The sequence below is a fragment of the Phycicoccus sp. Soil802 genome, assembly GCF_001429605.1.
Taxonomy (GTDB): domain Bacteria; phylum Actinomycetota; class Actinomycetes; order Actinomycetales; family Dermatophilaceae; genus Pedococcus.
The window spans coordinates 84,411-98,571 of record NZ_LMSS01000007.1 but is presented as its reverse complement, the minus strand read 5'-3'; the positions used below and the strand labels follow the sequence as shown (position 1 = coordinate 98,571).

The window sequence follows — 14,161 nt, the reverse complement described above, 5'->3', positions numbered from 1 at the left end:
GCTCCGGAACCTCCTGCAGGGGGACGGCCGCCTGGAAATGCCGCCGTCGCGACGCTCCCAGACTCCGAGCGATCAGTACACCCTCGGGGTTGTACCTGGTGAGGATCGACATCGTCTGTCGCCGCTTCTGCGCGCGCCAGCGAACCCTTTGCTGTACCCAGTGCCCCCTCGGGGCCGAAGGAGAACCTGATGTCCACACGCAGAACAGTCCTCAAGCGCCTCGGCGCAGCCGCCGTCGTCACGACGGGGGTCGCAGTTGCAGGGAGGACGACTGCGTCGGCGGCCGTGGGCGACGAGGAGATCCAGCTCGACTCGTTCACCGGCACCGACGACCAGAAGCTCACCGCTGCACTCGACCTGGCGCGGAACTCGAACCCGCGCCGGCCCATTCGCCTGTCCGCACACAGCTACACGTTCAGCCAGACCCGCACCACGTTCTCGGGGCTGCGGATCCTCGGTCCCAATGTCGGGTGGCAGAACCCCGAGATCGCCAACACCGCCGGCGCGCTCCCGCAGTGCACCGTGACCCTCAACTGCGGCAACGGTGCCAATTCGTGGCTCGTCGGGGCCGCGACCACCTACGACGTCATGGTCGCGGGCATCACGTTCAAGTCCTCGAACGCCGTGACGCAGTTCTACCACCACCCCTACAGCGCCGGGACGTCCTTCGCCACGACGCTCGACACGCTGTCGTTCTACGGTTTCAAGCACGTCCTCGGCACCCCGGCCGACCCCTTCTCGATGACGCTGGTCACCACGCGCGGCTCGTGGACCTGTGTCGCGGTCCAGGACACCCAGTTCTCGCTGCGCGGGTCCGACAACTTCCTGTGGGTCGCCGGCGACCTGAACTACGGCTGGCAGGGCGCCAACCAGGGTCGGTACCTCATGCGCTTCAGCAACCTGTCGAAGACCGCTGTCAAGCACCTCTACCTCACGGCCCGCGGCGGCTCCAGAGCCGTCCTCGTCGAGGCGACCGCCCAAGGCGGTCTGGACTTCAGCGATTGCGTGATCGAGGGCCAGAACGCCAACGACCAGGCGATGGGCGCGCTGATCGTTACGAAGGGGCAGGCGTCCTTCACCAACATCAAGCTCAACTTCGGCATGGCGCGACCGTCGGACTTCACCGACCAGGCCGACACCGCCTACATCATGGTGCTCGGCGGGACCGCGCTCATCGCCAACGTCTGGGTCAACAAGGCGAACAAGCCCGGCACGTCGACGCAGGTCGCTGAGACCGTCCCGGTCGTCGACGTCCGCGGCGGCACCGCCTACGTGAGCACCGTCATCGGGTGCGGCTCCGGTTGGGCGACCAAGCCTCTGGCCAAGGCCTCCGGTGGGACCCTCGTCGCGGACCAGTCACTCAGGACCGGCTAGCAGCGGCTCGGCCAAGGCATGGGCCAGCGACGGCGACGGCCCCGCGTTCCCCACCATTGTCGGGCTTCCGACGTTGCGGGCGTGTCGGACGTAGCGGGTCGTGACGTCGCTGGTCAGCGGGTTGTCCGTCGCTTGGCACCGTCGGCGATCCGTCACGTGGCCGGGGGTTGTGGTGTCCCGAATGTCCTGATTTTCGGCACATCCACCGTGGACGCGATTTCGCGGGCGCCGTGCCGTTGCGTAGTCTCCTGCCTCATCGATCCGCGTGTGGGAATCCGCACCGCTGGACCGGTGTCCGGAGCCTCCTGCAGGGAGGTGGCCGTCGGAAGCGCGTCCTCGAGGACGCCACCGCCTTCAGTGACCAGTGACGCCGCATGGCGTGACTGGTGCTGGTCGGTGCTCGCTGGGCCGTCCCTCGGCGAGCCACCCCCGTAGCCAGAGCCCCCTCCCCCCGGGGCCGAAGGAGAAGCATGCCCACCCCCCGCAGAACCATCCTCAAGCGCCTCGGCGCTGCCGCAGTCGTCACGACGGGGGCCGCCGTCCTGAACGGAACGGCCTCGGCGTCGGCGGCCACGGCGTCGGGCGAGGACGACATCCTCCTCGACTCGTTCAGCGGCACCGACGACCAGAAGCTCACCGCAGCGCTCGACCTGGCTCGGAACTCGAGCCCGCGTCGACCGATCCGGCTATCTCCCCGCAGCCACACGTTCAGCCAGACCCGCACCACGTTCTCCGGCCTGCGCATCCTCGGCCCGAACGTCGGGTGGCAGAACCCCGAGATCGCCAACACGGCCGGAGCGCTCCCGCAGTGCAACGTGACCCTCAACTGCGGCAACGGCGCGAGCTCCTGGCTCGTGGGTACCCAGACCACCTACAACGTCATGGTCGCGGGCATCACGTTCAAGTCCTCGAACGCGGTGACGCAGTTCTACCACCACCCGTACAGCGCGGGCACGTCCTACGCCACCACGCTGGACACGCTCTCGTTCTACGGTTTCAAGCACGTCTTGGGCACCCCCGCAGACCCGTTCTCGATGACGCTGGTCACCACGCGCGGCTCGTGGACCTGTGTCGCGGTCCAGGACACGCAGTTCTCGCTGCGGGGCTCCGACAACTTCCTGTGGGTCGCCGGTGACATGAACTACGGGTGGCAGGGCGCCAACGGTGGCCGCTACCTGATGCGCTTCTCCAACCTGTCCAAGACCGCGGTCCGCCACCTCTACCTCACGGCGCGTGGCGGGTCCCGCGCGATCCTCGTCGAGGGCCCGGACTCCCAGCAGGGTGGTCTCGACTTCTCCGACTGCGTCGTCGAGGGCCAGAACGCGGGCGACCCGGCCATGGGTGCCCTCATCGTCGTCAAGGGTGGCGGTGTGTCGTTCACCAACACCAAGCTCAACTTCGGCATGGCCCGTCCGTCGGACTTCACCGACCAGAGGGACACCGGCCTGATCATGGTCCAGGGCGGCACCGCCCTGCTGACGAACACCTGGACCAACCGCGCCAGCGCCACTCCCGAGTCGGTCCCGGTCGTCTCGGTGTCCGGCGGCACCGCCTACGTCAACCTGGTCATGGGCATGGGTGGCAACTGGACCGGCAAGCCTCGGGTGTCACGCACCGGTGGGACGCTCGTACCCGACGCGTCGGTCTCGGCAGCCTGACCGCAGCCACACCCGGCCGCTCCTCCGGCCGCCACCGGTCGGCGCCGCCGGACAGTCCGGACCCCCTGCGACTACCTCACGAGGTGGGCGTAGGGGTCCGGTCGTTCGGACTCGCTGCGCAGCACGCAGAACTCGTTGCCCTCGGGGTCGGCCAGCGTGACCCAGCCGGTGCCGGGCCCGTGCTGGTCGCGCAGGTCGTGGACGAGCGTGGCGCCGGCCTCGAACAGCCGCTCGACCTCCTCGTTCATGGTGCGGTCGGTCGGCCAGAGGTCGAAGTGCACGCGGTTCTTGACCGACTTGCCCTCCGGCACCTCGATGAAGAGCACCCGCTGGCGCCCGTCCGGCGAGAAGATCATGCACTCCTCGTGACCCGGGAGGTTGGGGTCGCGAGGGTCCTCGGAGAAGCCGAGCACGCCACACCACCAGATCGACTGCTCGTAGGCGTTGCGGGAGTCGATGCTGGTGTGCGAGATGCGTGAGGTCATGGCGTCACTCTGGCCGGTTCGGCAGGCTGCGCGCCAGCAGGTTTTCCGGCGCCCGGGACCGGGGACCGACGCCTCGGGTCCTCAGCCCTGGGTGAGGTACGCGTACGACGAGTGCACGTCGAAGCCGAGCCGCCGGTAGAGGCGGATCGCGGTGTCGTTGTCGTGCTCCACCTGGAGGTGGATGAGGGCGATGTCCTCCTGGCGCAGGTGCGCTGCGAGGGCTGCGGTGAGGTGCGCGGCCAGTCCGCGACCTCGGTATGCCGGGTCCGTCCAGACCGCACCGAGGCCGGCCCAGCCCGCGCCGATCCCCAGGCGTGCCAACGCGATCGGCGTCGTGCCTGCGGCATCGGCCGCGCGCAGACCGAGCTGCTGCGACAGGCCTCCGCCGGGCGTGATGCTGGCGAAGACCACTCGCGGGCTGTCCCGGAGGACCGCCTCGGTGGCGCCCGGCACGGTGGCGCGGGTGAGCCGGTAGGCCTCCAGCCACTGTGGGGTCAGCTCGCTGCCGATGGTCACCGCCGGGCCGCCAGGATCGGCCGCCGCGATGGTCTCGCGGGCGGCCGTGAGGTTCAGTGTGCGGCTGCCGACGACGTAGCCCCGGCCGAGCAGGAGCGTGCCCAACGGGTCGTCGGCGGGGTCGAAACCCTCGGGCCCGGCGAGGGCGAACTTGGCTGGGAGTCCGCGCGCGGCATACCAGGCCTCGACGTCGGCGACGGCGTCGGCGAGGGGCTTGCCGGGGCTGCCGACGGGCACCACGGAGTTGCCACGCTGGGTGTAGCCGGCGGAGGCGCGCAGCGCCCAGTCGCCGACGGCCGCCCGCTCGACCGCGCCCCAGGCGGGCGTCATCACCCGCTGCAGGTCCTCGATCGTCAGCGCGAGGTGGGCCGCGCCCCGCCGCGACGGCTTCGGCGGCACCTCCTTGGCGGCCGTGACCCGCGCGCGCTCGATCGTCACCACGCCGCGGGACGTCTCGACGCGGACGGTCTCGGCGTCGCGCGCGAGGAGCGTGCCGACGGCGTCGGTCAGGGTCGCGCCGGTCGCCGGATCGGGGGCCGCCAGCCGCCACCTGACCACGACTCGGGACCCGAGGGGGAGGTTGCTGACGTCGGCCGACATGAGCCGCATAGTATGTGCGGCATGACGTACGTGATCGCCCAGCCTTGTGTGGACCTCAAGGACAAGGCCTGCATCGAGGAATGTCCGGTCGACTGCATCTACGAAGGTGAGCGGTCCCTCTACATCCACCCCGACGAGTGCGTCGACTGCGGTGCGTGTGAGCCGGTCTGCCCGGTCGAGGCGATCTACTACGAGGACGACACCCCCGAGCAGTGGGCCGACTACTACAAGGCGAACGTCGAGTTCTTCGACGACCTCGGCAGCCCGGGCGGTGCGGCCAAGCTCGGCCTGATCCCGAAGGACCACCCGCTGATCGCCGACCTGCCGCCGCAGGTCCACGACGAGTGAGCGGTGTGAGCCCGCGCGCTCTGCCTGACTTTCCCTGGGACTCGCTCGCTCCGTACAAGGAGCGGGCGAGTCTCGCTGTCGGTGTGCCCGGCTCGTCCGGCGAGCCCGGTGGCGGCATCGTCGACCTGTCGGTCGGCACCCCCGTCGACCCCACGCCCCAGGTCGTGCAGGAGGCGCTGCGGGCTGCCGCTGACGCGCCGGGGTACCCGCAGACCTACGGCACGCCCCCGCTCCGCGAGGCGGTGGCGACCTGGTTCGCCCGCCGCCGCGGAGTGCCGGACCTCGACCCCGACGGGGTCATGCCGACGGTGGGCTCGAAGGAGCTCGTCGCGTGGCTGCCGACCCTCCTGGGGCTGGGGGAGGGCGACATCGTCGGTTTCCCCGGAGTGGCCTACCCGACCTACGACGTGGGTGCCCGCCTCGCGGGGGCCCGGCCGCAGGTGGTCGACGGCCTCGCTGCGCTGGGCCCGCTGACTACCGCCACGACGCCCAAGCTGCTGTGGCTCAACAGCCCGAGCAACCCGACCGGGCGGGTGCTCGGCATCGACCACCTCGCCAAGGTGGTCGCCTGGGCGCGCCAGCACGGCGTCGTCGTGGCCAGCGACGAGTGCTACGCCGAGCTCGACTGGCGACCGGATGGCGAGCGCGACGGCTCCTCGCCGACCACGCCGAGCATCCTCGACCCGCGGGTCTGCGGCGGTAGCCACGACAACCTGCTCGCCGTCTACTCGCTGAGCAAGCAGTCCAACCTCGCTGGCTACCGGGCCGCGTTCATCGCCGGCGACGTGGCCCTCGTGCGACGGCTGCTCGAGGTCCGCAAGCACGCCGGGATGATCGTGCCGTGGCCGGTGCAGCAGGCCCTCACGGTCGCCCTCGGTGACGACGTCCACGTGGCCGAGCAGAAGGCCAGGTATGCCGCGCGGCGCGCCACGCTGCGGGCCGCCGTCGAGGGCTTCGGGATGCGGGTCGACCACTCCGACGCGGGCCTCTACCTCTGGGCGACGCGGGGCGAGGACGCCTGGGCGACCGTCGACGCGATGGCCGCGCGCGGCATACTCGTGGCACCCGGCAGCTTCTACGGCGAAGCCGGTCGTGAGCACGTGCGGATCGCCCTCACCGCCACCGACGAGCGCATCGCCGCAGCGGCCGAGCGTCTCGCGGGCTAGTCGGGTCGATTCCCTGAGGCCCGTGGTGGTGGGGTAGCGTCGCAGTGCGCGGGAAGCGCCCGGTGGGACACGGATCCGGGCGCCCGCATCACGTTGGAGGATGGATTTCGCATGACTGACGCAACTGGTGGCGCCACCCTGACGGCCGGGGGCAAGACCCTCGACCTCCCCCTGGTCAAGGCTGCCGAGGGCAACAACGGCTACGACGTCTCCAAGCTCCTCAAGGAGACCGGCAACGTCACGCTCGACAGCGGGTTCGTCAACACCGCATCGTGCAGCAGCGCCATCACCTACATCGACGGCGACGAGGGGATCCTGCGCTACCGCGGCTACCCGATCGAGCAGCTCGCCGAGAAGTCGACCTTCAGCGAGGTCTCCTACCTCCTCATCTACGGCGAGCTGCCCACCCAGGCCCAGCTCGACGACTTCGACCAGAAGATCCGGCGCCACACGCTGCTGCACGAGGACCTCAAGGCCTTCTTCGGCGGTTTCCCCCGCGACGCCCACCCGATGCCGGTGCTGTCATCCGCGGTGTCCGCGCTCTCGACCTTCTACCAGGACAGTCTCGACCCGTTCGACAAGGAGCAGGTGGAGATCTCCACGGTTCGCCTGCTGGCCAAGCTGCCGACCATCGCGGCCTACGCCTACAAGAAGTCGGTCGGGCAGCCGTTCCTCTACCCCGACAACTCCCTGTCCGTGCCGGAGAACTTCCTGCGCATGACGTTCGGCTTCCCGGCCGAGCCGTACGACATGGACGAGGACATGGTCAAGGCGCTCGACCTGCTCCTCATCCTGCACGCCGACCACGAGCAGAACTGCTCGACGTCGACGGTACGGCTGGTGGGCTCGTCCAACGCCAACCTGTTCGCGTCGGTCTCGGCCGGCATCAACGCTCTGTTCGGGCCGCTGCACGGTGGCGCCAACCAGGCAGTCCTGGAGATGCTCAACACGATCCACCAGGACGGCGGCGACGTCGACACCTTCGTGAAGAAGGTCAAGAACAAGGAGGACGGGGTCAAGCTGATGGGCTTCGGCCACCGGGTCTACAAGAACTACGACCCGCGCGCCGCCATCATCAAGAAGACGGCCGACAAGATCCTCACCAAGGACGGCGTCTCCGACCCCCTGCTCGACATCGCGATGCAGCTCGAGCAGCGGGCGCTGGAGGACGACTACTTCGTGGAGCGCAAGCTCTACCCGAACGTCGACTTCTACACCGGCCTCATCTACAAGTCGATGGGCTTCCCCGAGCGGATGTTCACCGTGCTCTTCGCGCTCGGCCGGCTGCCCGGCTGGATCGCCCAGTGGCGCGAGATGATCGAGGACCCGCAGACCAAGATCGGCCGTCCGCGCCAGATCTACACCGGTGCCACCGAACGCGACTACGTCGCCATGACCACGCGCTGACCCACCCCGCGCCCAGTGAGCGCCAACCGACTCTCCGGCACGTCGTGAGAGTGGGTTGGCGCTCACTCACGTGAGAAGTCCCCTCAGCATCGCGACGAGGACCCGCAGCCGGCTCGCGTCGAACAGGTCGAGGCTGGTGACCCGGATGACCCGCAGCCCGCTCTCCTCGAGGAGGCGGACCCGGGCGATGTCGTTCTGCCACTGCCGTCGGTCCGTCCGGTGCTGGTCGCCCTCGTACTCGACCACGACGCCCGCCGCACGCCAGAGGAAGTCGACCCGTGCCAGGAAGTGACCGTCAGGTCCGTGGACGGTCGCGTTGAGCTCGGGCTCGGGGAGCCCGGCAGCGAGGAACGCCAGCCGCGCCCGCGTCTCCATCGGTGATCCGCTCCCGGACCGCAACAGCTCCGCAGCGGCCCGGAGCTTTCGGGACCCACGACGAGACCCGCCCGCGCGACCCATGGCGACCAGCTGCTCCAACAGAGCCGAGTCGCGAGTCGCGAGCGCGTCTCCCGCGATGACGAGGTCAGTCACGGAGAGCTCCGGCAGGCTCGCCAGATCGGACCACGTCCATACGGCGGTTGTCGTCGGGTGCCCGCGCAGTGTCAGTGTCTGGCGGTGCTCGAGTCCCCGGTGTCCGACCAGACCGGGCCTGCGGACCTGGGCGCACTCGGTGGGGCGCAGCACGTGCAGCGGCTCTGCCCCGGTCCACTCCGAGGGGAGCGGGAGCCGGAAGAGCCGGGCAGCGGTGAGGTGCGACCACGCCCAAGGCGGCGGGAGGGCCAGTGCCAGGTCGGCCGCCAGGTCGTCGAGGGTGGTCGCCCCGCGGTGGGACCGCACGCCCTTGGTCGGTCGGTGCAGGTCGCCCGAGCGGAGCCGGCGGCAGGCGAGTGAGCGCCAACCAACTCTCGGGGTGGTCCGGAGAGTTGGTTGGCGCTCACTCCCCAGGCGCGCGGGGTCAGGGGTCAGGGGGCGAAGGTGACGGTCACGGTGTTGGCCGTGCCGCGCTGCTTCTTCGCGTCGTGCCACTCCCAGCCGGAGGAGTTGCGCGTCCGGGTCCATTCCCGCGTCCCGACCTGCACCGACGTGGCGCCGTGCACCGAGGCCTTCGCCACGGCATACGCACCGGCACTCCACGCCGCGCGCTGGGAGCCGGCCGCGACGGTCAGGGTGCGACCGCTCACCGTGGCCTTGACGCCCAGCTCCTTCGACAGCGCGGACTTCAGCGCCGCGGGGTCGCCGGACGTGGCGTCGTCGAGCCGGCAGCCCATGCCCTCGGGGGAGTGGCCACTGAGGGTCGAGGCGAGCAGCCGGCCCTCGGTCTCGTGGTCGGCGTACGCCTCGGGGTAGGCGCTCTTCTGCACCTCCTGCGCGATCTCGGTGATCCGCATGTGCTCGTAGCCGTCGACCTTCACCAGCGCGTCGTAGAACTTGTTGGTGGCGTAGACCGGGTCGAGGATCTGGTCGACCGTGCCCCAGCCCTGGCTCGGCCGCTGCTGGAACAGCCCGACGGAGTCGCGGTCGCCGTACTTGAGGTTGCGCAGCTTGGACTCCTGGATCGCCGTCGCGATCGCGATGGTGGCGGCGCGCGCGGGCAGCCCCCGTTTCTCGGCGACCGCCTCGATCGTCGCCGCGTATGCCGTCTGGCTGGGGTCGAAGTCGACGCTCGCACCGGCGGCGGTCGCCTGGCAGCGCGGGCTGCCGAAGTTGGTCACGAGCCCGCGGGCGCCGACCACGCCGGCGACCGCGAGACCGGCGACGAACAGCAGGAGCACCAGACGGGTGACGAGCTTGCGGGTCCGCGAAGGGGGACGCTGCTCCGAGAGGACGACGCCGCCGCGCTTAGTCGTTGGCATGCAGGGCCGAGTTCAGGACGATGCCGTGACCGTCACGTGCGCGCGCCTCCACGGTGCCGGTGACCGAGTTGCGCAGGAAGAGCAGGTTGGACTGGCCGGAGAGCTCGCGGGCCTTGACCACCCGGCCGTCCGTGAGAGTGACCTTGGTGCCGGCCGTGAGGTAGAGGCCGGCCTCGACCACGCAGTCGTCGCCGAGGGCGATGCCCAGGCCGGACTCGGCCCCGAGCAGGCAGCGCTCGCCGATGCTCACGCGGGCGGTGCCGCCACCCGACAGGGTGCCCATCGTGGAGGCCCCTCCGCCGATGTCGGAGCCGTCGCCGACCACGACGCCCTGGCTGATCCGACCCTCGACCATGGAGTGTCCGAGGGTGCCGGCGTTGAAGTTGACGAAGCCCTCGTGCATGACGGTCGTCCCGGGGGCGAGGTGGGCGCCAAGGCGGACGCGGTCGGCGTCGCCGATCCGCACGCCGGCGGGCACCACGTAGTCGACCATCCGCGGGAACTTGTCGACGCCCAGGACCTGCACCGCCCCCCTGGCCTGCAGACCGGCCCGGGTGAGCTCGAAACCGTCGACCGCGCACGGCCCCTGGGTGGTCCAGACGACGTTGACCAGCACGCCGAACAGGCCGTCGAGGTTGATGGTGTTGGGGGCGACGAGGGTGTGGGAGAGCAGGTGCAGGCGCAGGTAGGCGTCGGCCGCGTCGACGGGGGCGGCGTCGAGGTCGATCTCGGTCGTGACCACCTCGCGTCGGACCTTGCGCACGTCATCCTTGCCGACCAGCGCGTCGAGCTCGGCCGGAGCCGCGGCGTCTGCCGGCCGGTCGCCGAGGACGGGCTGTGGGTACCAGGTGTCGAGGACGGCGCCGCTGTCGTGGATCGTCGCGAGTCCGTGGCCCCAGGCCGTGCGTGCGCTGCTCATGGGTCAAGCCTACGAGACGCGGTCGGGTGCCCGAGCCAGGTCCGACTGCCGGTCGGCGCGCTCGCGCACGGTGGATATGGTGGCGGCATGGCGAACCCCACGACCACCGCGACTCCTGCCCTCGACCTGTCCGCGGACATCGTCACCCTCACGGCGGCCTTGTGCGACATCGAGTCAGTGAGCCGCGACGAGGCGGCCGTGTGCGACGCCATCGAGGCGGCGCTCGCCCCACTCGGACACCTGGCCGTGACGCGGATCGGCAACACCCTGGTCGCCCGCACCGAGCTCGGTCGCGACGAACGGGTCGTCCTCGCGGGCCACATCGACACGGTCCCGCTCACCAAGGCGCCCGCCAACCTGCCCACCCGGCGGGACGGCGACGACCTGGTGGGCCGGGGCACCGTCGACATGAAGGGTGGCGTGGCGGTCCAGCTCAAGGCGGCCCTGGTCGCCGAGCCGAGTCGCGACCTCACCTTCGTGTTCTACGAGGGCGAGGAGATCGACAGCCAGTTCAACGGCCTGCTCCACGTGCAGCAGCAGCGCCCTGAGCTGATCGAGGACGCCGACTTCGCGGTGCTGCTGGAGCCGACGGCCAGCCAGGTCGAGGGCGGCTGCAAGGGCACCCTGCGCGTCGACGTGACGGTCAAGGGTGTCGCCGCCCACTCGGCCCGTCCGTGGAACGGCCGCAACGCCATCCACGACGCGACCGCGGTGCTGACCCGGTTGACCGCCTACGAGACCTCGACCGTGACCGTCGACGGGCTCGACTACCACGAGGCCATGAACGCCACCGGCATTCGCGGCGGCATCGCCGGCAACGTCATCCCCGACGAGTGCGTCATCACGGTCAACTACCGCTACGCCCCCGACAAGTCCGCCGACGAGGCCCTGGTCCACGTGAAGGACCTGTTCGAGGGCTACGAGGTGCTCTGCCTCGACAACGCTCCCGGCGCCCGCCCCGGCCTCGACCTGCCAGCAGCCAAGGCCTTCGTCGACGCGCTCGCGGTGCCGGTCATCGCCAAGGAGGGCTGGACCGACGTGGCGCGGTTCTCCGAGATGGGGATCGCCGCCGTGAACTTCGGGCCGGGTGACCCCAACCTCGCCCACCACGACGACGAGCGGGTGCCGGTGGGTCAGCTCGAGTCGGCCGAGGCCGCGCTGCTGCGCTGGCTCGCCTGACGCCGCGGCGCCTGATGCGGCGCTGATGCGGCGCCGCCCAGGCGCGAGGAGTATGCCGCCGGGGCCGGCCCCGGCGCGGCGTCACCCGTCCAGCGGCTCGCCGAACCCCAGCGGCGCCCGGCTGACGAGGTAGGTCGCCCAGTTCAGCTTCGCCACCGCGCCGTCGGCGTCGTAGGTGACCCGCAGCGTCTCACCGCGTTCGCGACCCGAGACGGTACGGAACGTGCTGTCGTCGATGCGCTCGAAGACCGACGGAGCGCGGTCTGCTGGTGCGTTGTCGGCCCGCGCCTCGAGCCGGCCCTCGCGGACCGAGAAGGTGTAGCCCGACCCCTCGGAGAACCACCGGCCCAGCAGGGGAGCCAGGTCGTCTGGCACGGAGGTGCCCGGCCGCCACGGCTCGGCCTCCGCCGGGTCGTGCTCAAGGACGTGCTCACCGAGGGCGATCGCGAAGGCAGCAGGGTCGGGAGAGGACGAGCTGTTCATCAGGACGATCCCGCCGGTGCCGCTCTCGCGGTGCGTGAACAGCCCGGTCACCTGGCCCGGCATCCCTCCGGTGTGCCCGACCCAGGTCCGCTTGCCGGGCGAGCGCATCAGGAAGAAGCCCAGTCCCATCGCACCGCCCCAGTCGTCCGGGTCGACCATCAGCTGCGGTTGGCACATCTCCTCGAGGGTGTCGGGCGAGAGGACGGCGGAGTCGGGGTCGGCCACGAAGCCCGACCACTTCGCGAGGTCGGTGACGGTGCTGGCCAGGGCACCGCACGGACCCATCGCCCGCAGGTCGACCACGGGCTCGACGCGGGGCACGTCGTGGAACGGCTGCACGTGGTAGCCGGTCGCCCGGGGTCCGTCGTCGAAGCCCACGGTGGTGCGGGTCATGCCCAGGGGGTCGAGGATCCGCGCCTTCAGCGACTCCTCCCAGGCGCGGCCGTCGAGGCGCTCCACGAGCTGGCCCAACACGGCATACACGACGTTGGAGTAGTGCCAGTGGTCGTGCGGCCGACCGACGCGCTCGATCGAGTTGAAGTCGCGCACGAGGGTCGCGGCGTCGGGCTGGTCGAGGGTCTCCCAGACGTCCCCCAGTGGTTCGCGGGCCAGGCCGGTCGCGTGGGAGAGGGCCTGACGCACGGTCGCCCGGTGCTTCACCTCGGGCAGGTGCTGGTCGAGGGTGTCGTCGAGGTCGAGCCGACCCTCGTCCCGCAGCGCCATCACGAGCACGGCCGTGAAGGTCTTGGTGTTCGAGGCGACGAGGAACTGGTCGTCCGGGCCGGGCACGCGGGGGGTGGCCACGTCGACGGTGCCGACCCCGTCGGACCACAGGAGCTCGCCGTGGCGGACGACGGCTGCCGCGAGGCCGGGCACCCGACCGGTGCGCTGGCGGTCGATGGCGATGTCGCGCAGCCGTCGGATGGTGGTGTCCTGCAAGGTGGTGTCCACGCCATCGACCCTAGCGACCACGGTCCGCGCAGGCGGGCCCGCGCCGCTCGCGTAGGTTGGCTCCGTGACCGACGAGACCCAGACCTCCGGCGCCACCGAGCGCGACGACGACTATCCCGGGTTCGACTACCACACGGGTCCGGTGACCCTGCGTGGTTCGCGGGTGCCGGGGACGACCACCGACCAGCGGCTCCTCGACAGCCGCGGCCCGACCGACTGGGTGCACGCCGACCCGTGGCGCGTCATGCGGATCCAGAGCGAGTTCGTCGAGGGCTTCGGGGCGCTGGCCGAGCTCGGGCCCGCCGTGAGCGTCTTCGGGTCGGCACGCACCAAGCCCGGCACCCCCTTCTACGAGCTGGCCACCCAGGTGGGGCGTCGCCTCGTGGAGCAGGGGTATGCCGTGATCACCGGTGGCGGGCCCGGCGCCATGGAGGCGGCCAACAAAGGTGCCCGTGACGCCGGGGGCGCGTCGGTCGGCCTCGGCATCGAGCTGCCGTTCGAGCAGGGACTCAACGAACACGTGAACCTCGGGGTGAACTTCCGCTACTTCTTCGCCCGCAAGACGATGTTCGTGAAGTACGCGCAAGGGTTCATCGTCCTGCCCGGTGGCTTCGGGACGCTGGACGAGCTGTTCGAGGCGGTGACGCTGGTGCAGACCCAGAAGGTCACGTCGTTCCCGATCGTGCTGATGGGCACCGAGTACTGGGGCGGCCTCTTCGACTGGCTGCGCGGCACCGTCCTCGAGGCCGGCACCGTCAGCCCCAAGGACGTCGACCTGCTCCACCTCACCGACGACGTGGACGAGGCGGTCCGGCTCGTGACCGAGGCCGACGACGACGTCGCACCGAAGCGCCCCGAGTAGACCCCCGAGTCGTGCGTCCGGGCCCGCCCTGGCGCGTCCTCACGCCCACGACTCGGAGATCGGGGGATGGACGGGACCGGTCCGCTCAGCCGATGATGGGTCCGTGACCATCTCGCCGCTGCCGCGTCATGGTGACGTCATCGTCGGTCGGGACGTCGCTGGTCGCACGCTGCGCATCTCCGGTCACCCGGAGGCCGGTCGGGTGGTCCTGTCGATCTGGCAGGACACCGTGTGCCGGGCCACCCTGCGCCTCGCCCCCGAGGACGTCCCCCAGTTCGTCGAGATGCTGACGCGCACCGCGATCAGCCAGTCCGACGACGACGTCCGTGACCTCGGTACGGCGGGCTGACTAGGTCGTCG

At 70.6% G+C, this 14,161-nt stretch carries 14 protein-coding genes; 8 read left to right on the top strand and 6 right to left on the bottom strand.

Annotation, left to right across the window (positions count from 1 at the left end; all coding sequences use genetic code 11):
• Positions 1–189: 189 nt before the first annotated feature.
• Together ASG91_RS17390 and ASG91_RS17385 are read left to right on the top strand one after the other, a co-directional pair.
• Positions 190–1,374: a hypothetical protein gene (locus tag ASG91_RS17390; protein ID WP_157606414.1), complete on the top strand. Its 1,185-nt coding sequence runs from the start codon at positions 190–192 to the stop codon at positions 1,372–1,374.
• A gap of 470 nt (positions 1,375–1,844) precedes the next feature.
• Positions 1,845–3,032 (top strand): hypothetical protein, encoded by a 1,188-nt coding sequence (locus ASG91_RS17385; protein ID WP_056923920.1) that lies wholly within the window; start codon positions 1,845–1,847, stop codon positions 3,030–3,032.
• Between the two features lie 71 nt (positions 3,033–3,103).
• Here the strand turns inward: ASG91_RS17385 and ASG91_RS17380 are convergent, their stop codons facing one another.
• The gene (locus tag ASG91_RS17380; protein WP_056923919.1) at positions 3,104–3,517 is read right to left on the bottom strand and encodes a VOC family protein; all 414 of its coding nucleotides are present in this window, start codon (positions 3,515–3,517) and stop codon (positions 3,104–3,106) included.
• An 81-nt stretch (positions 3,518–3,598) separates the two neighbouring features.
• Positions 3,599–4,633 carry a GNAT family N-acetyltransferase gene (locus ASG91_RS17375; RefSeq protein WP_157582172.1) on the bottom strand — a complete coding sequence of 345 codons (1,035 nt, stop codon included), beginning with the start codon at positions 4,631–4,633 and terminating at the stop codon, positions 3,599–3,601.
• 21 nt (positions 4,634–4,654) lie between these two features.
• On the opposite strand from ASG91_RS17375, the gene fdxA reads away from it, so the two are divergent.
• The 3 genes from fdxA to ASG91_RS17360 all read left to right on the top strand — a co-directional run bounded on the left by fdxA (position 4,655) and on the right by ASG91_RS17360 (position 7,554).
• On the top strand, positions 4,655–4,981 hold the full coding sequence (fdxA, locus tag ASG91_RS17370; RefSeq protein ID WP_056924243.1) for a ferredoxin: 327 nt from the start codon (positions 4,655–4,657) through the stop codon (positions 4,979–4,981).
• 5 nt (positions 4,982–4,986) lie between these two features.
• Complete coding sequence (gene dapC, locus ASG91_RS17365) at positions 4,987–6,147, top strand: succinyldiaminopimelate transaminase (RefSeq protein ID WP_157606413.1); 1,161 nt, start codon at positions 4,987–4,989, stop codon at positions 6,145–6,147.
• A 111-nt stretch (positions 6,148–6,258) separates the two neighbouring features.
• Positions 6,259–7,554, top strand: a complete 1,296-nt coding sequence (locus tag ASG91_RS17360) for a citrate synthase (protein ID WP_056923916.1) — start codon at positions 6,259–6,261, stop codon at positions 7,552–7,554.
• A 66-nt stretch (positions 7,555–7,620) separates the two neighbouring features.
• Here the strand turns inward: ASG91_RS17360 and ASG91_RS17355 are convergent, their stop codons facing one another.
• The 3 genes from ASG91_RS17355 to dapD form a co-directional block, all read right to left on the bottom strand.
• Positions 7,621–8,391, bottom strand: coding sequence for a DUF559 domain-containing protein (locus ASG91_RS17355; RefSeq protein WP_056923915.1), 771 nt, complete (start codon positions 8,389–8,391; stop codon positions 7,621–7,623).
• A 125-nt stretch (positions 8,392–8,516) separates the two neighbouring features.
• Complete coding sequence (locus tag ASG91_RS17350; RefSeq protein ID WP_082594286.1) at positions 8,517–9,407, bottom strand: hypothetical protein; 891 nt, start codon at positions 9,405–9,407, stop codon at positions 8,517–8,519.
• Entirely contained in the window at positions 9,394–10,326 is a 933-nt protein-coding gene (gene dapD / locus ASG91_RS17345; protein ID WP_056923914.1) for a 2,3,4,5-tetrahydropyridine-2,6-dicarboxylate N-succinyltransferase, read from the bottom strand. The genes ASG91_RS17350 and dapD overlap by 14 nt, the downstream gene beginning before the upstream one ends.
• 87 nt (positions 10,327–10,413) lie before the next feature.
• Between dapD and dapE the strand changes: the two genes are divergently transcribed.
• Positions 10,414–11,505: a succinyl-diaminopimelate desuccinylase gene (dapE, locus tag ASG91_RS17340; RefSeq protein ID WP_056923913.1), complete on the top strand. Its 1,092-nt coding sequence runs from the start codon at positions 10,414–10,416 to the stop codon at positions 11,503–11,505.
• 81 nt (positions 11,506–11,586) lie between these two features.
• Here the strand turns inward: dapE and ASG91_RS17335 are convergent, their stop codons facing one another.
• Positions 11,587–12,939: a serine hydrolase gene (locus tag ASG91_RS17335; RefSeq protein ID WP_200961351.1), complete on the bottom strand. Its 1,353-nt coding sequence runs from the start codon at positions 12,937–12,939 to the stop codon at positions 11,587–11,589.
• 64 nt (positions 12,940–13,003) lie between these two features.
• On the opposite strand from ASG91_RS17335, the gene ASG91_RS17330 reads away from it, so the two are divergent.
• Positions 13,004–13,801: a TIGR00730 family Rossman fold protein gene (locus ASG91_RS17330; protein WP_082592688.1), complete on the top strand. Its 798-nt coding sequence runs from the start codon at positions 13,004–13,006 to the stop codon at positions 13,799–13,801.
• A gap of 103 nt (positions 13,802–13,904) precedes the next feature.
• Positions 13,905–14,150 carry a hypothetical protein gene (locus ASG91_RS17325; protein WP_056923912.1) on the top strand — a complete coding sequence of 82 codons (246 nt, stop codon included), beginning with the start codon at positions 13,905–13,907 and terminating at the stop codon, positions 14,148–14,150.
• Positions 14,151–14,161 lie beyond the last annotated feature (11 nt).